20 protein-coding genes, 1 tRNA gene and 1 pseudogene are annotated in these 22,083 nt (G+C 65.0%); 14 read left to right on the forward strand and 8 right to left on the reverse strand.

The annotated features are described in order from the left end of the window. Both D471_RS36640 and D471_RS0128080 read right to left on the reverse strand, forming a co-directional pair. The coding region (locus D471_RS36640) for a beta-ketoacyl synthase N-terminal-like domain-containing protein (RefSeq protein ID WP_161630127.1) at positions 1-1,499 on the reverse strand (1,499 nt) is incomplete at its 3' end. After that, the gene (locus tag D471_RS0128080; RefSeq protein WP_017601702.1) at positions 1,496-2,794 is read right to left on the reverse strand and encodes a cytochrome P450; all 1,299 of its coding nucleotides are present in this window, start codon (positions 2,792-2,794) and stop codon (positions 1,496-1,498) included. The genes D471_RS36640 and D471_RS0128080, both read right to left, overlap by 4 nt. Before the next feature lie 354 nt (positions 2,795-3,148). On the opposite strand from D471_RS0128080, the gene D471_RS0128085 reads away from it, so the two are divergent. From D471_RS0128085 to D471_RS39805, 8 genes are all read left to right on the forward strand, one after another. Further along, positions 3,149-4,390, forward strand: coding sequence for a cytochrome P450 (locus D471_RS0128085; protein WP_152486478.1), 1,242 nt, complete (start codon positions 3,149-3,151; stop codon positions 4,388-4,390). Between the two features lie 57 nt (positions 4,391-4,447). Next, positions 4,448-4,894 (forward strand): sugar 3,4-ketoisomerase, encoded by a 447-nt coding sequence (locus D471_RS0128090; protein WP_017601704.1) that lies wholly within the window; start codon positions 4,448-4,450, stop codon positions 4,892-4,894. Further along, the gene (locus D471_RS0128095; protein WP_017601705.1) at positions 4,891-6,114 is read left to right on the forward strand and encodes a DegT/DnrJ/EryC1/StrS family aminotransferase; all 1,224 of its coding nucleotides are present in this window, start codon (positions 4,891-4,893) and stop codon (positions 6,112-6,114) included. Before D471_RS0128090 ends, D471_RS0128095 begins: the two co-directional genes overlap by 4 nt. 40 nt (positions 6,115-6,154) lie before the next feature. After that, entirely contained in the window at positions 6,155-7,045 is an 891-nt protein-coding gene (gene rfbA, locus D471_RS0128100; RefSeq protein WP_017601706.1) for a glucose-1-phosphate thymidylyltransferase RfbA, read from the forward strand. A gap of 57 nt (positions 7,046-7,102) precedes the next feature. Further along, on the forward strand, positions 7,103-8,092 hold the full coding sequence (gene rfbB / locus D471_RS0128105; RefSeq protein WP_017601707.1) for a dTDP-glucose 4,6-dehydratase: 990 nt from the start codon (positions 7,103-7,105) through the stop codon (positions 8,090-8,092). A 42-nt stretch (positions 8,093-8,134) separates the two neighbouring features. After that, positions 8,135-8,947, forward strand: coding sequence for a thioesterase II family protein (locus tag D471_RS0128110; protein WP_017601708.1), 813 nt, complete (start codon positions 8,135-8,137; stop codon positions 8,945-8,947). After that, positions 8,937-10,442 carry an NDP-hexose 2,3-dehydratase family protein gene (locus D471_RS0128115; protein WP_161630128.1) on the forward strand — a complete coding sequence of 502 codons (1,506 nt, stop codon included), beginning with the start codon at positions 8,937-8,939 and terminating at the stop codon, positions 10,440-10,442. Before D471_RS0128110 ends, D471_RS0128115 begins: the two co-directional genes overlap by 11 nt. Before the next feature lie 1,129 nt (positions 10,443-11,571). Then, positions 11,572-12,900, forward strand: coding sequence for a hypothetical protein (locus tag D471_RS39805; RefSeq protein WP_152486479.1), 1,329 nt, complete (start codon positions 11,572-11,574; stop codon positions 12,898-12,900). 193 nt (positions 12,901-13,093) lie between these two features. Here the strand turns inward: D471_RS39805 and D471_RS38825 are convergent, their stop codons facing one another. Further along, a complete protein-coding gene (locus tag D471_RS38825) occupies positions 13,094-13,327 on the reverse strand; it encodes a DUF397 domain-containing protein (protein ID WP_338045366.1) in 234 nt (77 codons plus the stop codon). After that, on the reverse strand, positions 13,267-14,076 hold the full coding sequence (locus D471_RS38830; RefSeq protein ID WP_083924356.1) for a helix-turn-helix domain-containing protein: 810 nt from the start codon (positions 14,074-14,076) through the stop codon (positions 13,267-13,269). Before D471_RS38830 ends, D471_RS38825 begins: the two co-directional genes overlap by 61 nt. A gap of 109 nt (positions 14,077-14,185) precedes the next feature. Here D471_RS38830 and D471_RS0128120 point away from each other — a divergent pair, with 109 nt between their 5' ends. Then, positions 14,186-14,533 (forward strand): hypothetical protein, encoded by a 348-nt coding sequence (locus D471_RS0128120; protein ID WP_206538980.1) that lies wholly within the window; start codon positions 14,186-14,188, stop codon positions 14,531-14,533. Positions 14,534-15,248: 715 nt separating this feature from the next. On the opposite strand, the gene D471_RS38835 is transcribed toward D471_RS0128120, so the two are convergent. Further along, positions 15,249-16,070 carry a phosphotransferase family protein gene (locus D471_RS38835; protein WP_083924357.1) on the reverse strand — a complete coding sequence of 274 codons (822 nt, stop codon included), beginning with the start codon at positions 16,068-16,070 and terminating at the stop codon, positions 15,249-15,251. An 82-nt stretch (positions 16,071-16,152) separates the two neighbouring features. Here D471_RS38835 and D471_RS42410 point away from each other — a divergent pair, with 82 nt between their 5' ends. After that, positions 16,153-16,281 carry a hypothetical protein gene (locus tag D471_RS42410; protein ID WP_017601711.1) on the forward strand — a complete coding sequence of 43 codons (129 nt, stop codon included), beginning with the start codon at positions 16,153-16,155 and terminating at the stop codon, positions 16,279-16,281. 856 nt (positions 16,282-17,137) lie between these two features. Here D471_RS42410 and D471_RS39810 read toward each other — a convergent pair. After that, positions 17,138-17,713 (reverse strand): hypothetical protein, encoded by a 576-nt coding sequence (locus D471_RS39810; protein WP_152486481.1) that lies wholly within the window; start codon positions 17,711-17,713, stop codon positions 17,138-17,140. A gap of 12 nt (positions 17,714-17,725) precedes the next feature. After that, on the reverse strand, positions 17,726-17,914 hold the full coding sequence (locus D471_RS0128130) for a helix-turn-helix domain-containing protein (RefSeq protein ID WP_017601712.1): 189 nt from the start codon (positions 17,912-17,914) through the stop codon (positions 17,726-17,728). 114 nt (positions 17,915-18,028) lie between these two features. Here D471_RS0128130 and D471_RS0128135 point away from each other — a divergent pair, with 114 nt between their 5' ends. Beyond that, positions 18,029-18,619 carry a hypothetical protein gene (locus D471_RS0128135; protein ID WP_152486482.1) on the forward strand — a complete coding sequence of 197 codons (591 nt, stop codon included), beginning with the start codon at positions 18,029-18,031 and terminating at the stop codon, positions 18,617-18,619. Positions 18,620-18,664: 45 nt separating this feature from the next. Beyond that, the gene (locus D471_RS0128140; protein ID WP_017601714.1) at positions 18,665-19,864 is read left to right on the forward strand and encodes a tyrosine-type recombinase/integrase; all 1,200 of its coding nucleotides are present in this window, start codon (positions 18,665-18,667) and stop codon (positions 19,862-19,864) included. Positions 19,865-19,931: 67 nt separating this feature from the next. Here the strand turns inward: D471_RS0128140 and D471_RS0128145 are convergent. After that, a tRNA-Leu gene (locus tag D471_RS0128145) sits at positions 19,932-20,019 on the reverse strand. 145 nt (positions 20,020-20,164) lie between these two features. Here D471_RS0128145 and D471_RS0128150 point away from each other — a divergent pair. Continuing rightward, positions 20,165-21,487, forward strand: a complete 1,323-nt coding sequence (locus D471_RS0128150; protein WP_017601715.1) for a M20/M25/M40 family metallo-hydrolase — start codon at positions 20,165-20,167, stop codon at positions 21,485-21,487. Between the two features lie 231 nt (positions 21,488-21,718). Beyond that, a pseudogene (locus tag D471_RS0128155) lies at positions 21,719-22,083 on the forward strand (hypothetical protein); the annotation flags it as partial.

The raw sequence follows: 22,083 nt of genomic DNA on the forward strand, positions 1-22,083 counted from the left end.
TTGAGTTCTTCGGTGGTGTGGGCGAGGACGGTGGCGCGGTGGTCGAAGGTGGTGCGGCGGGCCATCGTGTGGGCGATGTCGCCCAGGTTCATTTCTGGGTTGTGGTCGATGGTGTCGGCGAGCTGGGAGGCGGTGTCGGTCAACGCCTTGGGGGTGCGCGCGGACAACAGAACCGGCACCGGTCCGTTGACCGGGGTTCCGGCAGGTTCCTCGGTAATGTCAGGCGCCTGTTCCAGAACCAGGTGCACATTGGTGCCGCCCATGCCGAACGACGACACACCGGCCACCCGCCGCAGGCCACCCTCCTCGATCCAGGGGCGCCGCTCCGTCACCACCTCAACGCTGAGCTCGTCGAGGGGGATGTCGGGGTTGGGCTCGGTGAAGTTGAGGCTGGGCACGAGCTCCCCCTCGCGCACGCACAGCGCCGCCTTGAGGAACCCGACGATGCCGGCCGCCCCCTCCAGGTGACCGACGTTGGTCTTGACCGAGCCCACCTGGACCGGGCGTGTCCGACCGCTGCCCGCACCGACCACCGCACCCAGGGCGGCGGCCTCCACGGGGTCGCCGACACGCGTGCCGGTACCGTGCAGCTCGACGTAGTGGACCGACTCCGGGGACACGCCCGCCCGCTCGTAGGCCCCGCGCAGCACCGCTTCCTGGGCGGCCTGGTCCGGGGTGGTGATGTTCGCCCCGCCGCCGTCGTTGTTGACGGCGCCTCCCCTGATGACGCAGTGCACCCGGTCGCCGTCCGCGATCGCGGCGGAGAGCGGCTTGAGCACGACGGCCCCACCTCCCTCGCCGCGCACGTAGCCGTTGGCGCGCGCGTCGAAGGTGTGGCAGCGCCCGTCGGGGGAGAGCGCTCCCATGCGCTCCATCGTTGTGGTGCTCTCCTCGGTGAGCACCAGGTGGACGCCGCCGACCACGGCGAGCGTGGTCTCCCCCCGGCGCAGGCTCTCACACGCCGTCTGCACCGCCACCAGCGAGGACGACTGGGCCGAGTCCACGGTGACGCTGGGGCCGCGCAGGCCCAGGTGGTAGGACAGGCGGTTCGCTGCCATGGCGCGGTGCAGCCCCGTGGCGGTGTGGCTTCCCGTCGGCACCCCGGAGCGCCGGGTGAGGGCGGCGTAGTCGTCGGAGGCGATCCCGACGAAGACGCCGGCGTCCGTTCCGGCGAGGTCACCGGGGACGATTCCGGCGTTCTCCAACGCCTCCCACCCCAGTTCGAGCATGAGCCGGTGCTGCGGATCGGTCGCGGCGGCCTCTGCGGCGTCCATACCGAAGAACTCGGCGTCGAACCCGGCGTGGTCGTCCAGGGCGGCCCGCCAGGTGCCGTCCTCCCGGCGGGCAGGCATGCCGCGACCGGCGCACAACAGGTCCCAGAACTCCTCGGTGGTGGCCGCCCCTGGCAGTCGGCAGGACATGCCGACAACGGCGATGCCGTCGAGATCGTCTGTGCCGTCGGTGGTGTCGGGTCGCCGTGCACCGGTGTTCGGGATCATGAAGTCTCCATTGCCGAGGGGTGGATCGAGTCGCCTGCGTCACGGCGGAGGAAAACCTGGATCGCAGAGTTCGACGGAGGTGGAAACCGTGGTGCGGCGGGGGGGGCCGCCNGGCTGCGAATGAGCATTCCCCGGTGCCATCCGATCTCGTTTTCTGGAACGGCCAGGCGCAGTTTTGGAATTCTGGTGACGAGGGCTTCGGTCGCGCACTGGAGTTCCATCCTGGCCAGTGCCGCGCCGACGCAGTAGTGCGGCCCCTTGCTGAACGACAGGTGGGGGTTGGGGTCGCGTTCCAGGGAGAACGTGTCGGGATCGTCGAAGACCTCGCCGTCCCGGTTGGCGGAGGTCAGCGAGTAGACGACGGCCTCCCCCGCCCGGATGCGCACCCCGGCGATCTCCAGATCCTCGGTGGCGACCCGGCTCGCGGGCACCGACGACCACAGGGGCAGGTACCGCAGGAGCTCCTCCACCGCGGTGGGGATGAGCTCAGGCTCCGCACACAACCGCTGGTAGTGCTCGGGTTCGCGCAACAGGAGGAGGACGTTCCCGGCCAGCTGGTTGGCGGTGGTCTCGTGGCCGCCGACGAGCAGGCCCCCGATGAGCATGAGCAGTTCCGGCTCGGTGAGCCGCCCCTCGTCGTCGCTGACCTGGATCAGTGCGCTGAGCAGGTCGTCTTCGGGCTCGGCCCGGCGCTTCGCGGCGAGATCGTACAGGTAGGCGCTGAACTGCTCCATCGCCCCGGTGATCTCGGCCTCGGTGTACCGCGTCGAGGACATCAGCGCGTCGCTGAAGCGGCGGAAAAGGTCCTGATCCTCGACGGGAACGCCGAGCATGCGGCAGATGACCCGCGTCGGCAGCGGGAGGGCCAGTCGGGCCACCAGGTCGACCGGGCCGCCGTCGGCGACCATCCCGTCGACGAGTTCCTCTGTGATCCGCTCGACTTCGGGGAGCATGTCGGCGACCCGCCTGGGGGTGAAGGCCCTGGACACGAGCCTGCGCAGCCTTCGGTGCTGCTCCGGGGGCATCCCCATCAGCCCCACCGAGTCCAGCGGGCGCGGCGCGACCCTGGGCACGTCCCAGTCGGCCCCGGCGTGCAGGCTCAGCCTCGGATCGGTGAGGGCCTCGCGGATGTCCTCGTGGCGGGTGAGGAGCCAGGCCTGACCGCCGTGGGGCATCCGCACACGGGCGACCGGTTCACGCGCGCGCAACTTCGCGTACGTGGGGTCGACGCTGAGGTCCACACGGTCGCCGAACGGGTAGTCCCACACGGAACCGCCGGTCACGGGGCAGGTCATGGCTCTCTTCTCCTCTGGGCGCGGATTCTGTCACTCAACACCAGAAGGAGCGGCGGACGAGAAGGGTTCGCTGATGCTATGTCAGGTCCTTCCCCGCGTTGCCCGAATGGGTTTTTCACGCCCCGGGCCCGACGGTTCCCGTGGGCTACTGTGTCAGGTTCGGTCTTGCGGGCGGGGTCGCCCGGGATTTAGCTTCCTTTCCGCCGTGGGTGTTCGCTCGGGGATTTCTCTCGACGCGGCCACTCGCCGTGTCAAGAGAATGACTCACCGGCGTTCGCGTATTCCCTTTCGTGCGCCCGAGGTCGAGCAATCCTCCGCATCAGCCCCGATGAGAGAGTCGATATGACGCAGCAGATGACCGAATCCGGAAACGGACCGGCCCAGCAGGGGGCCGAGGCCGGACCACACCCGCTCGCGCAGCCGGACGGGGCCGACGCGCGTGGCCTGCTGGACTGGTTCGCCAAGGCGCGGGAGGAGGCCCCGGTCTTCTGGGACGAGACCCGCCAGGCCTGGCAGGTGTTCACCTACGCCGATTACCTGACCGTTTCCACCAACCCCCAGCTCTTCTCCTCCGACTTTTCCCCGGTCTTCCCGGTGCCGAAGGAGCTGGCGATCCTCATGGGGCCCGGAACGTTCGGCGGTATCGACCCGCCCAAGCACGGGCCGCTGCGCAAGCTGGTGTCCCAGGCGTTCACCCCCAAGCGGATCTCCGCGCTCCAGCCGCGCGTGGCGGAGATCGCCAGGGAGCTGCTGGCCGGACTGCGTGACCGGGAGCGGATCGACGTCGTCTCCGACCTGGCCTATCCCCTGCCGGTCATCGTCATCGCCGAACTGCTCGGTATCCCGGCGCAGGACCGCGACCTGTTCCGCGAGTGGGTCGACGTCATCCTCAACAACGAGGGCATGGAGTACCCGAACCTCCCCGACGACTTCGCCGAGACGATGGGGCCGGCGATCGAGGAGTGGGCCGCGTACCTGTACAAGCACATCGCGCTCAAGCGGGAGAACCCGGCGGACGACCTGATGAGCGGCCTCATCGAGTCCGAGGTGGACGGCCGCAGGCTCACCGACGAGGAGATCGTCAACATCGTGGCGCTGCTGCTCACCGCGGGCCACATCTCCAGCGCCACCCTGCTCAGCAACCTCTTCCTGGTGCTGGAGGAGCACCCGGACGCCCAGGCGGAGGTCCGCGCCGACCGCGGGCTGATCCCCGGTCTGATCGAGGAGACGCTGCGCTACCGCAGCCCCTTCAACAACATTTTCCGGCTGGTGAAGGAGGACACCGACATCCTCGGCCACCCCATGCGGGCCGGACAGATGGTCATCGCGTGGATCGCCTCGGCCAACCGGGACGCCGCGCAGTTCTCCGCCCCCGACACCTTCGACGTGCGCCGTGAGTCCAATCGGCACATGGCCTTCGGGCACGGCATCCACCACTGCCTCGGTGCGTTCCTGGCCCGCCTGGAGGCCAAGGTGTTCCTCGATCTCTTCTTCGACGAGTTCTCCGCCTACCGGATCGAGCACGACGGCGTGGAGTTCTACGAGGACGACCAGTTGACCGCTCGTTGCCTCCCGGTGGCCGTCACCCGCCACTGAGGCGGGGCGGTCGGCGTGGCGGAACGCGCACGGACGAAGGACTCAAGGAGCAGCCCGATGGTGGCGAGCATCACCGGGGGGACCGGTATCGGCGGGGTCAGATCCTGCCGCCTGGTCGACCTCGAACAGCACAAGGACGAGCGCGGAAGTCTGTCGGTGGTCGAGTCCGAGCGGACCGTGGGCTTCTCCGTCAGGCGTGTCTACTACCTGCATGACCTCCAGCCGGGCACCTCGCGTGGCGGGCACGCCCACCGCTCCCTGGAGCAGCTGATCATCGCCGCCCACGGCGCGTTCACCATCACCGTCGACGACGGGTTCCACCGGGCCAGCCACCAGTTGCTCCAACCCGGCGTCGGGATGTACGTGGGGCCGATGGTGTGGCGGAACCTCAGCGACTTCACCGAGGGGGCGGTCTGCCTCGTCCTGGCCTCCTGCCACTACGACGAGTCGGACTACTACCGCGACTACGACGCCTTCCTCAGGGACACCCGGGGGACGTCATGAGCGGTCGGGAGGTCGCCGCCCCCGCCGGGGTGCGGTTCTATGACCCGCGGGAGGTGCACGACGCCTCGGGCCTGCGGGAGGAGATCGACGCCGCCCTGCTGCGGGTCGCCGCCAGCGGACGGTATCTGCTCGGGGAGGAGATCGACGCGTTCGAGGAGCGGTTCGCCCGCTACTGCGGCGCGGGGCACTGCGTCGCCGTCGGCAGCGGGTTCGACGCGCTCCGGTTGACCCTCCGCGCGCTCGGGGTGGGCTCCGGTGACGAGGTGATCGTGCCCTCGCACACCTTCGTGGCGACCTGGCTCGCGGTGTCGGAGGTCGGGGCCACCCCGGTTCCCGTCGAACCCGGTGACGAGGGGCCCTCGCGGTTCCTGATCGACCCCGACCGGCTGGAGGCGGCCCTGACCGCCAGGACCAGGGCGGTGGTCCCCGTGCACCTGTACGGGCACCCGGTCGACCTGGAGGCGGTCGAGTCGTTCGCGCGGCGGCACGGGCTCCCGGTGGTCGAGGACGCGGCACAGGCGCACGGCGCCCGCCACCGGGGGACCCGCGTGGGCGGCGGGTACGCGGCCGCCTTCAGCTTCTACCCCGGCAAGAACCTGGGCGCGCTCGGCGACGGCGGCGCGGTCGTCACCTCCGACCCGGACCTGGCCCGGCGGCTGCGCCTGCTGCGCAACTACGGGTCCCGGGAGAAGTACCGGCACGAGGCGCGGGGCGTCAACTCTCGCCTGGACGAACTCCAGGCCGCCGTCCTGTCCGCCCAACTCCCCCACCTGGACACCTGGAACGCGCGGCGGCGTGAGATCGCCGACCGCTACACGCGGGCGCTGGCCGGACTGCCCGGGATCACCGTTCCCTCGGTCGCGCCCTGGGCGGAACCCGTCTGGCACCAGTACGTGCTGCGTGCGACCCACCGCGACCGGCTGCGGCGGCTGCTGGCCGAGGCGGGGGTGGAGACGCACGTCCACTACCCCGTGGCCGTGCACGACTCGCGGGCCTACGCCGGTCCTGAGCCGGTGGCGTCCGCCGCGGACCCCGGGCCGGGCACCGGCGCGGCGTCCGCCCAGTGGGCGCGGCCCTTCGGGGACCTGCCGCGCGCCCGGCGGTTGGCCACCGAGGTGCTCAGCCTGCCGATTGGCCCGCACCTGTCCGACGACGCCGTCGCGACGGTGGTCGCGGCCGTCCGATCGGCCGCGCCGGACACCCGGGAGGTGGGTCCGTGAACCAGCAGCACACCGTTCGAAACGGCACCGGAGGGGAGCGATGAAGGGCGTCATTCTCGCGGGCGGCAGCGGCACCAGGCTGCGTCCGCTGACCGGAACCCTGTCCAAACAGGTACTGCCGGTCTACGACAAACCGATGATCTACTACCCGCTGTCGGTACTCATGCTGGCCGGGATCTGCGACATCCAGATCATCTCCGGCAAGGACCACCTGGAGATGTTCCGCTCCCTGCTCGGCGACGGCGACCGGATCGGGCTGGACATCAGCTACGCCGAACAGGCTGAACCCCGGGGCATCGCCGAGGCCTTCCTCATCGGCAAGGAGCACATCGGCCGTGACCAGGTCGCCCTGATCCTCGGTGACAACGTCTTCCACGGGCCCGGGTTCTCCTCCGTGCTGACCGCGAGCGCGGCCCGCCTCGACGGGTGCGAACTGTTCGGCTACCCGGTCAAGGACGCACAGCGCTACGGGGTGGCGGAGATCGACGACGGGGGCCAGGTGCTGTCGATCGAGGAGAAACCCCGGCACCCGCGGTCCAACCTGGCCGTGACCGGCCTGTACCTCTACGACAACGACGTGGTGGAGATCGCCCGGACTCTGCGTCCCTCCGCACGCGGCGAGCTGGAGATCACCGACGTCAACAAGGTCTACCTCGAACAGGGACGGGCCCGCCTGACCGAACTGGGCCGCGGCTTCGCCTGGCTGGACATGGGCACCCACGACTCCCTTCTCCAGGCGGGCCAATACGTGCAACTGCTCGAACAGCGCCAGGGCGAACGCATCGCCTGTATCGAGGAGATCGCGCTGCGGATGGGGTTCATCTCGGCCGAGCAGTGCTACGAGCTCGGCCTGGAGCTGCGCGCCTCCAGTTACGGCGACTACCTCATCGACGTCGCCACACGCGAGGCGTCCGCCGTCACCCTCACCTAGGGCACGGCGCCGTCCGCACTCCCGCTGACCCGTAGCGTGACCCCGAAAGGCTCTCCCATGCATGTGCTCGTGACGGGAGGTGCGGGTTTCATCGGCTCGCACCTCGTCCGGCAGACACTCTCCGGCGCCTACCCGGACCTGGGCTCCACCCGGGTGACGGTCCTCGACAAACTCACCTACGCGGGCAACATCGCCAACCTGGCGCCCGTCGCCGACCACCCGGACCTGGAGTTCGTCCGCGGCGACATCTGCGACCAAGCCCTGGTCCGACGCCTGATGGACGGCGTCGACCTGGTCGTCCACTGCGCTGCTGAGTCCCACGTCGACCGCTCCATCACCGACGCGTCCGCCTTCGTCACCACCAACGTGGAGGGCACCCGCACGCTGCTGCACGCCGCCCTGGACGCGGGGGTCGGCCGTTTCCTGCACGTCTCCACGGACGAGGTGTACGGCTCCATCCCCGAGGGCTCGTGGCCCGAGGACCACCCGGTCGCGCCCAACTCCCCCTACGCCGCGACCAAGGCGGCCTCCGACCTCCTGGCGCTGGCCTACCACCGCACCCACGGCCTGCCCGTGTGCGTCACCCGCTGCTCCAACAACTACGGACCCCACCAGTACCCGGAGAAGGTCATCCCGCTGTTCACCACCCACCTGCTGGACGGCCACCCGGTCCCGTTGTACGGCGACGGCCGCAACAGCCGCGACTGGCTGCACGTGGACGACCACTGCCGCGCCCTGGCGCTGGTCGCGGCCGGCGGCCGTCCGGGCGAGGTCTACAACATCGGGGGCGGGACCGAGCTGACCAACGTGGAACTGACCGAACGGCTGCTGCGGCTGTGCGGCGCGGACCGCTCGGCCGTGCGCAGGGTTCCCGACCGCAAGGGGCACGACCTGCGCTACTCCGTCGACACCGGCAAGATCCGCGCCGAACTCGGCTACGCGCCGCGCGTGGACATCTCCGAGGGACTCGCCGCGACCGTCGAGTGGTACCGGAACAACCGCGCCTGGTGGGAACCGCTGAAGGCGCCCGCCACGGCCGGAGTGTGACGCCGACCCCGACCCCAACGAACGTCAGAAGCAGGTGAGCAGATGAGGTCCCCCATCGCCGCGCACGGCGCCACCCCCGCCGCGGCCGAAGAGAACGTGTGGCTGCGCCGCTACGCCGAGGTCCCCGCGCCCGCGCACCGACTGGTGTGCTTCCCCCACGCCGGCGGCGCCGCCAGCGCCTACCTCCCCTTCGCCCGACGGCTCGCCGAGGCGGGGATCGAGGGGTACGCGGTCCAGTACCCCGGCCGTCAGGACCGCAGGCACGAGCCGTTCGCGACCACCGTCGGGGAGCTGGCCGAGGGCGTGCTGCCCGAGCTGCTCCGGGTACTGGAGGCCGCCGACGGGATCCCCCTCTCCCTGTTCGGGCACAGCATGGGCGCGACCACCGCCTACGAGGTCGCCAGGCTGCTGCACCACACCGGCGCGGCGCGGCCCGAACACCTCCTCGTCTCCGGTCGCCGCGGCCCCACCGTGGAGCGGCGCGACACCGTCCACCTGCTCGGCGACCGGGAGCTGATCGAGGAGGTGCGCAAGCTCCAGGGCACCGATCCCAGCGTCTTCGCCGACGAGGAACTGCTGCGCATGGTCCTGCCCGTCCTCCGGGCCGACTACCTGGTGGCCGGTCGCTACCGCCACGCCCCGGGCCCCTGCCTGGACCTTTCCCTGACGGTGCTCACCGGCGACGCCGACCCCAACGTGGGGCTGTCCGAGGCCCGCGCGTGGCGGGAGGTGACCACCGCGGACACCGCCCTGCACGTCTTCCCCGGCGGGCACTTCTACCTTCAGGACCAGCGGGAAGCCGTCTGCCGCACGATCGAGGAGACCCTCAGTGATGGGAACAACCGTGCTCGTTGACAGTGCTCCGTCGGCCGACGGGCCGCCGTCCTCCTCCGCCTCCCGCTGGCGCCCGGCGGCTGACCGGAGGGACACGGCACGCCGGGTCCTGACCTCGGCGCAGACCCCGGACAGCCGGGTGACGCCGAGCACGGACATCCCCGCCTGGCTCGCCGAACGGGCCGCCGCAGGGAGCTTCGAGGTCACCCCCATCCCGTTCGCGGCCATGCGCGGCTGGCACTTCGAGGGGGGGACCGGCAACCTCCGCCACGCGTCGGGCCGCTTCTTCTCCGTCGAGGGCCTGCACGTCCGCGGCTCCCGCGCTCCCGAGGGAGGATGGCGCCAGCCCATCATCGTCCAACCCGAGGTGGGGTTGCTCGGGATCGTGGCGCGGGAGATCGACGGCGTCCTCCACTTCCTCATGCAGACCAAGATGGAGCCGGGCAACGTCAACACGCTCCAGATCTCCCCGACCGTCCAGGCCACGCGCAGCAACTTCACCGGGGTCCACCGGGGGCGCGGGATCCGCTTCCTCGACCTGTTCCTCGCACCCGGCCGGTGCAGGGTCCTGGTCGACGTGCTCCAGTCCGAGCAGGCCGACTGGTTCCTGGCCAAGCGCAACCGGAACATGGTCGTCGAGGTCGCCCCCGACGAGGAGCTGGACACCGGCGAGGACTTCCGCTGGCTGACGCTCGGCCAGATCCGAGCCCTGCTGACCACCGACAACCTCGTCAACATGGACGCCAGGTCCATCGTCGCCTGCCTACCCACGCTCGGGGGCGGCGGGGAGCGGGGCGCCGGCGACGGGTTCACCGCCGCGCTCCTGCGTTCGTTCACCGACCCGGCGGCGCGCTCCCTGCGCACCGACGAGGAGATCGGCTCCTGGTTCAACGGCATCCGCGCCCTGGAGGAACTGGTGCAGCGGCTGGTCCCGCTCGACTCCGTCGACGGGGACGGCTGGGAGCACACACCCGAGGAGATCGCCCACGGCAGCGGTCGCCACTTCCGGGTACTGGCCGCCGACGTCACGGCCACCAGCCGGGAGGTCTCCAGCTGGAGCCAGCCCCTCATCCAGCCCCGCCATCCGGGCCTGCTCGCGCTGCTCGTCAAACGGGTCGACGGAGTCCTGCATGCCCTGGTGCAGGCCCGGGTGGACGTGGGCCACCTCAACGTCGCCGAACTCGCGCCTACCGTGCACTGCCGTCCCGCCGAGCACACCGGTCCCGACGCCGTCCCCCACCCGCCCTACCTGGACCTGGTCCTGCACGCCCCGGCCGCGCGGTTGCGCTACGACGCCGTGCAGTCGGAGGAAGGCGGGCGCTTCTTCCACGCCCAGAACCGGTACACCATCGTCGAGGTGCCCGAGGACTTCGACGAGGTCGCCGCGGCACGGGGGACCACCGGGGGCGACTACGCCTGGGTGACCTTCGCCCAGCTGACCGAGCTGCTCGCGCACGGCAACTACATCAACGTCGAACTGCGTACCCTGATCGCCTGCGCGCACGCTCTCTACTGACCCGGCCTCCCACCGGGAACCCGGTTCGGCGGTCTCCCTCCCCGGCGGATCCGTCGGGGCGCGAACGAGCCCCCGAGACGAGAGGCCCCGAACCGGCTCCGGTCGCGCGCCGGGGGCGCCACGGCGGGAGCGGGGGTGCCCCCGGGCAACAAAAAAGACCCTGTGAACAGGGTCTTCGTTGGTGTCCGAGGGGGGACTTGAACCCCCACGCGCTTCCAGAGCACGAAGGAGAGTAAGAGCAGGTGAGACCGCGTATGAGCAGGCGTTACCGGGGGAGGTCAATCCCCGTTCATACCGGTTGAATCGGGCTCTGTCGGGTTGGGTTGCAACCCGGTTGCACCCCGGAAGAGAGGTCTTGTCCCGCATCACTGGGGCAGGGCCTCTGTCATGTCCGGGGACAGTCACCTCAACAGGTCATCCCGGACGACTCGCCCCTGTTGGGTGCCCCCTTGATAAGGCCCCCTCACTGTCAGGCGCTCTCTGTGGCTCTCAGGCCCTCTCAGGTGGACAGTGGTCAGCGTTGCCAGCAAGGCCCCTGTGTGTACAGCGTGCCCTGTGCGTGCTGCCTCTCCTGTGCTTGTGCTGAACACGTGCTGACCTTTCCTGTCGCTGCCGTCACTGACTCCTGACGAGTCCACAGCTTCCAGACCTGCACACGTGTTGACCTTGTGTCCTTGAGTGCTGCTACGCGCTGACGTGGCTTCTCACAGGACCATCTATCCGTGTTCACTCCTGAGGAGAAGAACAGGCACAAGAAGCCCTGTCCATGCAGGTAAGCAACAAGGTCCAAGAAGAACACCACACGCTCAAGGGCTTTTCATATGTGCTGTTCTTGGCTGTGGTCTCTCTGAGAGAAGAGGCAGAAGATGTCAGCCTCAGGCAGAGATATAAAGCCCGAGGAGAGAGTCAATGCGCAGGTCGAGGGGAGATATCTTATAAGGCCCCGTTGCAAACCTGGGGTAACACCTATTAGAAAACTTCTCAGACCCCGCCGGGGTTGGGTTTTCTATGTGAATACGAGTCTGGAGAAATTAGTAGGATCTTCCCATGGATGGATTTTTACTCCTTCCTAGACCTCCTTGCTTGGATGTCCTTGTGATCTGGATGGATCTAGGTGATGATGGGGAACATGGACTTCAGCAAGTATCCCAGCATGTCAGATGGTGACTATCCCATTGTCGGGGCAGGCGAAGACATTCCCCTATATGTCGGCCCCCTTGATGTAATCAGAGAGGGAGAATCCTACTCTGGGGAAGGCGTCCTGCGCTGGACGTGGTTCCCGTTCCCCCAAGTTGAATATGAAGTCTTCTGTGATCAGGTTGATGCCGGGCGGATCTTCTATGAAGATGACTTCAAGGTGAAGATTCCAGATCAAGCTGACTTCTCGCGTACGCAAGAACAGAAAGAACGGACCAATGATACTTTTGTAGTCCACAGTATTGGCCACATGGGAAGCGTGGTTGAAGGGTCTGAGGCTGGCGTTGAAAAAGTACAATTCTTTGTTCCCAACATGCTCAATGTTTACGGGTCGCCCCTGACGGATGGGAGAGGTGCCTGGAAGGGAAAAATTGAGCTTCACGGAGGCGACTGGGAGGTCACTCTTGAAGCTCGGCGTGATTTGAACATTCAGGAGAAAAAGATCAAAAAGGAGGGGAGGTATGTTGTGACTCACGTCGGTTACCTGTCACGTTCAGACGGGTATGCCATGGAGGATGGGGAAGTGACCCGGGCTCTGCAACTACTGAAGTACTGCCTGAGCTTCGGGGTTGGCCGATATATTTCTCCAATGCTGGCAACGGGATATCTGGATGGCGAAATTGTGTGGCGCGACTTCCGCGTTCCAGAGATTTCTGAATGGCGCGCAACAATACCGGCAATCGACACATTTAATAGCAGTTCACTGCAAGAGATTTTCGCATGTTTTGCGAAGCTCTGGGGAGATGAGTTCGAACGTGAAGTTCTGATTCGCGCAGTTCAGTACAGCATGGCAGCGAATAATCCTCATCCAGTTGAGATTGCGACATCAATCGCGCAATCAGCACTAGAGATGCTTGCGTATGAGAAATTCGTGGAGGAAGAAAAAAAATTTAAGCCTGGAGATTTCGAAAGAAGAGGGGCAGGGCTAAAGATTGAAGAACTTTTGGATGCCATGGAGATACCGAATGAGATAACTGATCAGTTTGAACAGCTAAAGGAAGTTTCGAATCACGAAAATTGCCAAGGAGTCCTCGGGCCAAGCGTTATTGCTTGGATGAGGCAAGGTGTGATTCATCCATCACGAAATAAAGTAAAACATTCCGCCAGGGCATGGATTGAAGCATGGGAGCTAATTCGCCATTATCTACTCTTGGTAGTGCTGCGGAGGATTGACTATCATGGTTTTTATAGGAGTCCTACTGATCAAGATCCCCAAACCGGAAAGATGGACAGGGTTCCTTGGGCAGTAGCTAAGAAATAGATAGACCCCGTTGAAGGCTGGGCCTTCTGTCAGCATACGAGTCTGGGGTTTTCATTTTTTGAAGACTGCATACGCCTTGACCAGGTCCTATGAGTTTCTGCCGGGGTGGAAAAACTGATGGTTGAATACAGAAACCCACCAAGGGGGCGGGGCCAAGGTGGGCATTCTGCTTGAGGGGGTGAATCTGGGGGAGTTAGAGTCGCCCGTCCTTCACTTCCTGAAGGAAGTTCGTCCACTCGGGAGAGTTGAAGCTCAGGTGTCCGAGTTCCCTATTCTGGGTATCCCGAATCAGAACACTGTGAGAGCCTTCCTTGACTTCCACACAGCTAGTTTCTCCCTGGCTGTAGCTGGACTTATGCCACTCGTTCACAGTGCTTCCTTTATTTCGGTCATCTTCGCTAGAGAGGCGTCGGGGGGTAGAGCCCACGACAGAAGCTTATTATACGCGACTTCTAGCCTGCGCACTTGCGGGGCCTCATCGGTGATGTGCTCTCCTGTGGTGTGTTCTGAGCACACAAGGGGACTTCGGTCACCAATGTATATGAGGCGGAAGGCTCCTGCTGTCCAGGTGAAGTCATTCAAGCCTAAGGGTAGTAGCTGAATTGTCACTCCCTCTGCTGTCGCCTCTTTCGTCAAGCGCTCAAGCTGTTCTCTCATGACATCAGAGCCCCCAACCCTTTGGGTCAAAACAAGTTCGGGGATGACAGCACTTAGCATGAGTGAATCATCCGTGCGAAGTCGTTCACGCCAAGCCTTGCGGGCTGCGATGGTTTTTTGGATGCGGGCCTCATCGGCCATGGGGACTGTGTGGGAGATGAGAACTCGGGCGTACTCTTCTGTCTGAAAAAAGCCCGGAACTACGAACGGGTGAAAAAAGCGGATTTCCTCTGCTTCCTTCTCGTACTCGCCAGACTGTTCGTACCAGCCTGACCCGCTCTCTGAGCGTTCCACATCACGCCACATCCTGAGCAAGGCCCCGTTTGTACCAAAGGCGGAGTCCATTGCTTCCACGATGCCCTGTTTAGGGGAGCGGACAGCACGCTCAACCTTGCTGTGGTAGGTCGCTGAGTAGTTGGTCAACTTGGCTAAATGCTGGAGGGACCAACCTTCTTGCCTGCGCAAACTCCTGACGTGGTCCCCAAAACTGACCCATGCGGGTTGCTTCTGGTCCGCCATGTACCAAGCGTGTCACAGCAGTGGTACACGCTTGTACTCGATAAGCCCATTCGTGATCGTTCTGTATCCCACCTTCCAAGGGCTCTATGCAGGTGGCAGCCTCAACGGCATGACCAGTACAAGCCCGTTGAAGGAAAGCGTGACGCCCGGGGACATCCGACATTGGCAGCTTCTCAAGTTGAAGGAGTTGCAAAAGGGACTTATGGGGCGACAGGTGATTGCTGTTGTCCGTGCTCAGGACCTCAACGCCCTTGAGTCCGACAGCCCCGGAGACTGGCAGGCCGGGGACTCCCCGGAACTGCATGTGTCCATTCCGGGTACCAAGAGCCCTGTTGTCGTCAGGGTGTCGGAAGACCTCTATGTGTGGCAGCGCGCGAACGGGGAAGAGCGCGCCTGTCCGGTGGTTCTCTACCCCAAGGCCCTTGAGATGGTCATCTACACGGTGAACGTGTCATGAGAGCCGTGATGGTCGGTAGACAGGTTCAGGCCCTTACCGGCCTGTACAGAGCCCTTGAGAAGAACAGCGTTCCCGGAGCTTCCTTCAGCAGAAGTGAAACGGACCCCGCCGTCTACACACAGGACACCTGTACTCGGGTCCGTGAAGGCATGTTCTTCATCAAAAGGGTTTCCCCCTATGGCGCGGTTCTCGAAACCGCTTCCATCTCCGTTGACCGGGTAACCATGGCTGCCGCAATGGTCCATGCCATGACAACCCGTCCGGGTATTCCCGAGTAAGGGAGAGCACATGTCACGAGACTCCCGAGAAACGTCCCTCGCTTGGCTCCGTGATGAGTTGGCCAAAGCCGGGGTCCGAAGCTACATCCTCCCCGCGAACAACACACAGGGTCCGAGCCTGCATTGTGGCTGGGGAGAAAGCATGGTCACCGTGAACATGTGCTACGGAAGCTATCTCTTCCGTGACTCCTCTGAGCAGTGGGTGAAGGTTCCCGGGAATCGCGCCCAGGAGTGCGCGGACAAGATCCTTGCGGGAGGAAATCGGGGGGGTGGTAGAGGGATCTAGCAACCTGGCTTCCTTCTGAGGGCTTTCCGGCCTTGAAAGCGGTCGGTTCTATTAGGCGTGCCCTGATTCAAAAAAGGTAAGAAAAGCCTCCCTTCGAGGCTAGGTGTCATCGGATTCCGAGTGAGGGAACCTCAGGGTGCAGGAAGAAGGTTCAGCGGTTTAGCAGAGACTTCACGTGGTCTCGGATCGGATGTTCAAGATGGGAATGGAAACCGGCTCGGATGCCACTCATGACCATCTCTGCCATGTAGAGCTGAACTAGGAATCCCTGCTTGCCCGAGAGGACATCGGAGAAGACTTCACGGACACGGTCAGCGGTAGGGGGATGGCTGAGGCTGTACGTCAGGAGGGTTGCAGCATCAAGGCCCACAGGGGCGAACCCGTAGCCCTCCCAATCAACAATCACTAGATCAGGTGTCGAGAGGAGGTTAGCCCAATGAAAGTCGCCATGGCTTGCACACCACTTCAGTCCTGTGGTGTCAACGGTAGCCCCGGCGACCTTGCGAATTCGGGAGAGAACTCCGAACTTTGCCCTTCCCGGGCCTGCCCCCTCGGACATCTGGATAATGTCGTGGGCTTTCCGAAGCTGACGCCACCACTCGTCCGAGACATTCGGAGCTTCCGTGATGGCTGGTTCCTTGGATATGGGGCTTGCTTCGATGTGCTCGAAAGCCTCTCCCCGGACCTGCCGGATATTCCCCTGTTCGGGGTCTGTCTCCTCCCACTCGGTTCGGTTGATGATCCGAGGCATGGGAACCCTGTCGGTCAGAACTTGGGCTTCCTCGTTGGCGTTCGGACGAACCCAAGTGGTCGCATCCTTAACCAGGGCTACACGAACCCAATATTGATCTCCGAAACCAGATTCGGCACGAACGGAAGCAGTGGCATCAAGAAGGCCAATCCTCACAGGTCCGCTCTTGATCAACCCCATGCGGGAAAGAGCCTGATTCAAATGCTGCTCAGTCATCTTCATGGTCGCGCTCCGCCTTCCTTCTGTGAAGTTGCAGGCAGGCTAACACTCGAAAGAGCGCCATACACGCGAGAAGGGTTAATCAATGAAGAACGAGACGACCAGGTACACGGGCACGCACGAGAAGGACGAGTCCGAGGACAACACGAACATCCTGGGGTCGTGCTCCTGCGGCTGCGGTGAGAACGTCGGCTGGTGCAACGGGTCGGTCTAGTCCCCGGTTCTCCGGAACTGATGATCTGGCCTGACTCCTGAAAGGAGGGTTCTCTGGCCTTCCCCGGTTGGGGAACCCTCCCCGGGTTCGGGTATCGTCCCTATGACAACCACAAATGAAGCGGCCCCGGTAGGCGCGCCAACGCCAGTCCGGGGCCTTACTCTCAACCTGCTATCACCAGGAAGAAGAGCTATGAGCGACCTTATCAGTCGTGCCATGGCAGCGTTCGCCGCTACGCTGCTCTCCCTTGCCTACCCGGGCGTGTCCCTAGAGGCCCTGGCAGCCTCTCAGGAGGCTTCCGAGAGGGAAGGCCTTCCCCCGGCCTTCTCAGGCCCTCACAGGGCCTCTGAGTGCCCCTTGTGCGCTACCCGGAAGAGGTCTGCCCGCGTGCGTGGCTACTCCCGGCCTGTGAAGCCCTACGCCTTCGGCTCTGCTGAGTGGTGGGAAGCGCACAACGTTTCCAAGAGGCCACAGGCGTTCATTGTAAACGACAGGCCTTATCGGCAATACGTTTCATAACCTCATGGCATAAGAGAGGCCCTGACAGTTGGCGCTGTCGGGGCCTTCTCTGATCGAAAAACAAACTCGCTGAGATCACCTCAATGGAACACTTCAAGTGCCCGGAACAAAGTGAGGATACTTGGATATGTGGAATTGGAGGTTCCATGACATGGCCACCTCTTGAGAAGGTGACCTAGTTTCCAGGACTCGGAGACCTTAAGTCGGAGAGTTCGTGTCTGTAAAACAAAACGGCCAGGGGATACCCTGGCCGTATGTGTTAATAACTTGCTTGGCGCTTGGAGCTTGAGGCTCCAAGCTCAATAATACTTACTTACTCCTTCCTTCTTAGACACCGCTACACGGTGGACTCCTCAGCCATCGTGCATCCCCAGCAGATGCAACCCTCCTCATGGGTGCGCACATCTCGGTCGGCCTCTGGTTCTTCCCTGCCTTCCCCAACCTGATGGGCTGCAAGTGCCCTCCTGAGTGGGGCATCTCCGAGGTCAACCACGTCAACGATCTCCGATGCCAGAGAGTCCGTGAGCGCCCGGAAGCCATCGTTCTTCGTCCCTGCAAGATCATCCACAAGAACACATGGAACCGAGAGCGCCAGGCGTGGCGCGCGTCCCTTCTTGCCCCTCTGTGTCAGCACCCCAGACTCTAGAAGGATGTCGAGTTGCCCATAGAGGTTGTGCCCGTTTCCACTGAACCCTAGATCTTGGGAGATCCTGGTGATTCCGACTTGGGACAGGTTGGTTCTCCCGTTGATGTGCCACGAAATCGCAGTACTTAGATGAAGCGCGTTTCGTGTGCAATCTTCCCCGTTGAGTAAGCCTCTTGGCTTCTTGAACTCCTGAAATACCATTCTCTGCCAGAGGATGACTGCGTCTGCGTAAGCTCTGTCCAGAAGTCTTCTTGTTTGGATTTCCATGGGTTCCCTTCTTTAATGATCCACTCGGTTGGCTTCTAGCCAGTTCTCAACGTCGTTCTCCCTGAACCTGAGGTGCTTCCCGACCAGGAACCCGGGGAGTCCCCATTTCCTCCACTCGCTGTAGACGGTCCGTTTGGGGATGTTCAGGTGGTTCGCCAGGTCCTCCACGCTCAGGAGCGCGTTGCGGGTCTTGGTCTGCATGGGCCTCCATCTCGATGTCCCACCGTGGTACACGGCGTTGTCCAGGTCCTGTGTGCCATGACTTTAGGGCTGACACCTGGCACACGTCAAGTGCCGTGTGCTACTGTGCTTCGCATGAACTGGGAAGAACTTGATCCGACTGCGTATGGCTGGAAGCTTCCGGAGGGTTGGCGTCTCTACGCCTACGAAAGGGGTGGAGAGCCTGCGATCCTCGTTGGTCGCTTCGATGTGGGGGAGGGCTGTTACGCCCTGGTGGAGGCGCACGTACACGCGCCGTTCAATGGACCCACACGTGTGACCGTCATCGCTGAGACCACCGAAGCCGCCAACCAGAGCGACGGCGTCACGGTCGAGATGATGCGGGGCGTTCCGCTGGGGGAGGCGCGGCGGGTGATCACGGAATGGGTGCACCGCATCCGTGCCGAGGTCTCCCCTGAAGACTCTCCGGCCCCTCTGCCCGCACGGGTCGAGTCCCCCAGGGACTACGCCATGGTGGCCAGGGAGTACGTCCGCCTGATGGAAGCGGGCGAACGTCGTCCCATTGAGGTCATGGCCCAAGCATGGGGGGTCTCCCGGAACACGGCCAGCGCGCGTGTCCGACGTGCGCGGAACAGAGGACTGCTCATGCAGATGGGGAGCACCACAGGGCGTCTCAGCGCGAAGCTCACGGAAGCCGCTGAGGAGTTGCTGAGGGAAGACGAGTAGCCCCGCCCCGGAACGCTGAACAGTCACAAGAGAAGAAGGAGTGTTGTGCCTCGCAAGAGATCGAACGGTGACGGAAGCGTCTCCCCCCGAACCCTCAAGAGCGGCAAGACCGTCTATGACGTGTGGGTCTCCTACACCAACCCCGTGACGGGGTTGAAGGAGCGCTACAGCAAGAAGGGGTTCCCGACCAAGACGGAGGCTGAGAAGCACCGCCGGGCGAAGGTCGCCGAAGCTGAGCGTCAGGCCCTGGTCAACCCGTCAGATCAGCTGCTGAGCGCCTACCTGGACGCCTGGTTGGAAGCCCACCGCATCAAGCAGCAGACCAGAGCGGGCTATGAGCGCAAGATCCGACTCCACGTGAAGCCCCACATCGGGAAGGTGAAGCTCGGGAAGCTCACGGGGGTCATGCTGACGAGGCTCTACAGGACCTTGGAGGAGAAGGGGAGCCCCTACCCGGCCAAGGGTCCCCTGAGCGCTCGGAGCATCCGAGAGGTCCACACGATCCTCTCAGCGGCTCTCAACCAGGCCGTGAAAGACGGCCTCCTGGTGGTGAACCCCGCTGTTCAGGCCAAGCCCCCGACGACGAAGGAGGCGGCTCCCCCGGAGTTCTCCGTCTGGTCGGGGGAGGAGCTGAGGGCCTTCCTCCACGCTGAGAGGGACACGGCTCACTATCCGGTGTGGCACTTCATCGCCTCCACAGGTGTTCGGCGTGGCGAAGCTCTCGGGCTTCGCTGGCAGGACATCGACCTTGAGGCCAAGACGGCGGTGATCCGTCAGACGGTGGGTGTCATCGAAGGGAGGATCATCCGGGAACCGCTGCCCAAGAGCAGCAAGCCCCGTGTGATCGACCTGGATGAGAAGACGGTCAAGGTCCTCAAGCGGCACAGGGTCGCTCAGGCCAAGGACCGCTTGGAACTCGGGTCACGGTGGCTTGATGAGGGCCTGGTCTTCGCCAAGGGCTCCTACCGCCTGAGGAAGGGCACCTTCGCTGGGGGACCCATGCACCCCGACAGGGTGTCGCGAGTGTTCGACGCCCGTATCCACAGGCACGGGCTCACGGACATCCGGCTTCACGACCTGAGGCACACATGGGCGACCCTGGCTCTCAAGGCCGGGGTTCCTGTGAAGGTGGTTCAGGAGAGGTTGGGCCACGCCAACCCGTCCATCACGATGAACATCTACGCTCACGTGCTCCCGGGCATGCAGGCCCGTGCCGCTGAGCAGGTGGCATCCCTCTTCGGGTGATCCGCTCCGGTTGCACCCTCCGTTGCAACCCGGGCATGAAAAAAGACCCTGCGAACAGGGTCTTCGTTGGTGTCCGAGGGGGGACTTGAACCCCCATGTCCTTAACGGACACTAGCACCTCAAGCTAGCGCGTCTACCTATTCCGCCACCCGGACTGGGCTGTGTTCGGCGCTTCCCGCGCCGGACAGGTCAACCATAGCAAAGGTCTGAGGCCCCGCGAACCAGTTTCCGGGCGGGGTGCGGGCGTGACATGGTCGGTGGGACACGCAGAAGCCCATGCGGCGGGACGGGAGTTGCGAGATGGCAGAGCCGGACAACGCGTTGAGCGCGGCCGAGGTCGAGGTCGTCGACCTGTGCAGGGAGCTCATCGAGATCGACACCTCCAACTACGGCGACCACTCGGGGCCCGGTGAGCGCAAGGCCGCCGAGTACGTCGCGGGCAAGCTCGACGAGGTCGGCGTCGAGTCCCGGATCTACGAGAAGCACCCCGGCCGCAGCAACGTCGTGGCGCGCATCGCGGGAGAGGACTCCGGTCGGCCCCCGCTGCTCATCCACGGCCACCTGGACGTCGTCCCCGCGGCGCCCGACGACTGGACCCACCACCCCTTCGCCGGTGAGGTCGCCGACGGCTGCGTCTGGGGTCGCGGCGCCGTCGACATGAAGAACATGAACGCCATGGTCCTGGCCATGCTCCGCCAGCGCCTGCGCGAGGGCCGCCGCCCTCCGCGCGACATCGTGCTGGCCTTCCTCGCCGACGAGGAGGCGGGGGGCACCTGGGGCGCCCAGTACCTGGTCGCCGAGCACCCCGAGCTGTTCGCCGACTGCGACGCCGCGATCAGCGAGGTCGGCGGCTTCTCGTTCACGGTTCGGGAGAACCGCCGCCTCTACCTGGTGGAGACCGCGGAGAAGGGCATCGCCTGGATGAAGCTGACCGCGCGCGGCACCGCCGGGCACGGGTCGATGGTCAACGCCGACAACGCGGTCACGGAACTGGCGGCGGCCGTCGCCAGGCTCGGCGAGCACGAGTTCCCCGTGCAGCTCACCCCCACCGTGCGGACCTTCCTGGAGGAGATCTGCGAGGAGTTCGGGATCCCGTTCGACGAACGCGACGTGGACGCCACCGTCGCCCGCCTCGGCCCGATCGCCCGGATGATCGGCGCCACGCTGCGCAACACCCTCAACCCCACGGTGCTCGGCGGCGGCTACAAGGCCAACGTCATCCCCGGTGAGGCGACCGCGCAGGTGGACGGCCGATTCCTGCCGGGGACGGAGGACGAGTACTTCGCGACGGTCGACCGCCTCCTCGGGCCGAAGGTCAGCCGGGAGTTCATCCACCACCTCCCGGCGGTGGAGACCTCCTTCGACGGCGGTCTGGTCACCGCCATGCAGGAGTCCCTGTCGGCCGAGGATCCGGGGGCCAGGGCCGTGCCCTACTGCCTGTCCGGCGGCACCGACGCCAAGAGCTTCTCCCGCCTGGGCGTGCGCAACTACGGGTTCTCGCCCCTGCGGCTGCCGCCGGAGCTGGACTTCGCGGGAATGTTCCACGGTGTCGACGAGCGCGTCCCGATCGACGGCCTTCGGTTCGGGGTGCGTGTTCTGGACAGGTTCGTCGGCATGAGCTGACCCTGTCCGGGTTCGCGGTGCCCTTCCGGGGCGGAAGCGCCGAGAACTTCTCGGCGCGATCCGCGATCACGTCCACGCTCACCCAACGTGATGATACGGTTGCTTTCAGTTCGACGGTGCTGAGGTTCGGCGCTCGCGTCAGCGCGCGCCACGAACACGGCACCGCCGTGCGACCGCGGTAGATCCGCCGCACGGGACCGTCCAGTGACAGTGAGATGAGGGGGGCATCCGATGGTGCTCGCGGGACGAGGGTGGCTGGTGTCGTCCAGCCGCGCTGCCCGTGATGCCCAGGGCCCCTACGTTCGACTGTTGCTCCTGTCCGGTATCGCCGCCGTCGCGTGGCTGGCCGGGGGGTTCGGTGTCGCGCAGGCCGACACCGCCCCCGAGACCGGCGGACTGGTCGGCCGTGTCATCGGAGCGGAGGACGCGACCGAGGACACCGCCCGGGCCGACGCCACGCGTGAGCACGTGCTCGCCGGCGCCGGGGACCGGGCCTCGTCGCTCACCGACACCGTCGTCCCCCAGGCCGCGGCGCTTCCCGCGCACGCCCTGGACGGGACCGGTGTCACGGCGGCACTCGAGGAGGCCGCCGCCGG

This window comes from Nocardiopsis lucentensis DSM 44048, assembly GCF_000341125.1.
Taxonomy (GTDB): Bacteria; Actinomycetota; Actinomycetes; order Streptosporangiales; family Streptosporangiaceae; genus Nocardiopsis; species Nocardiopsis lucentensis.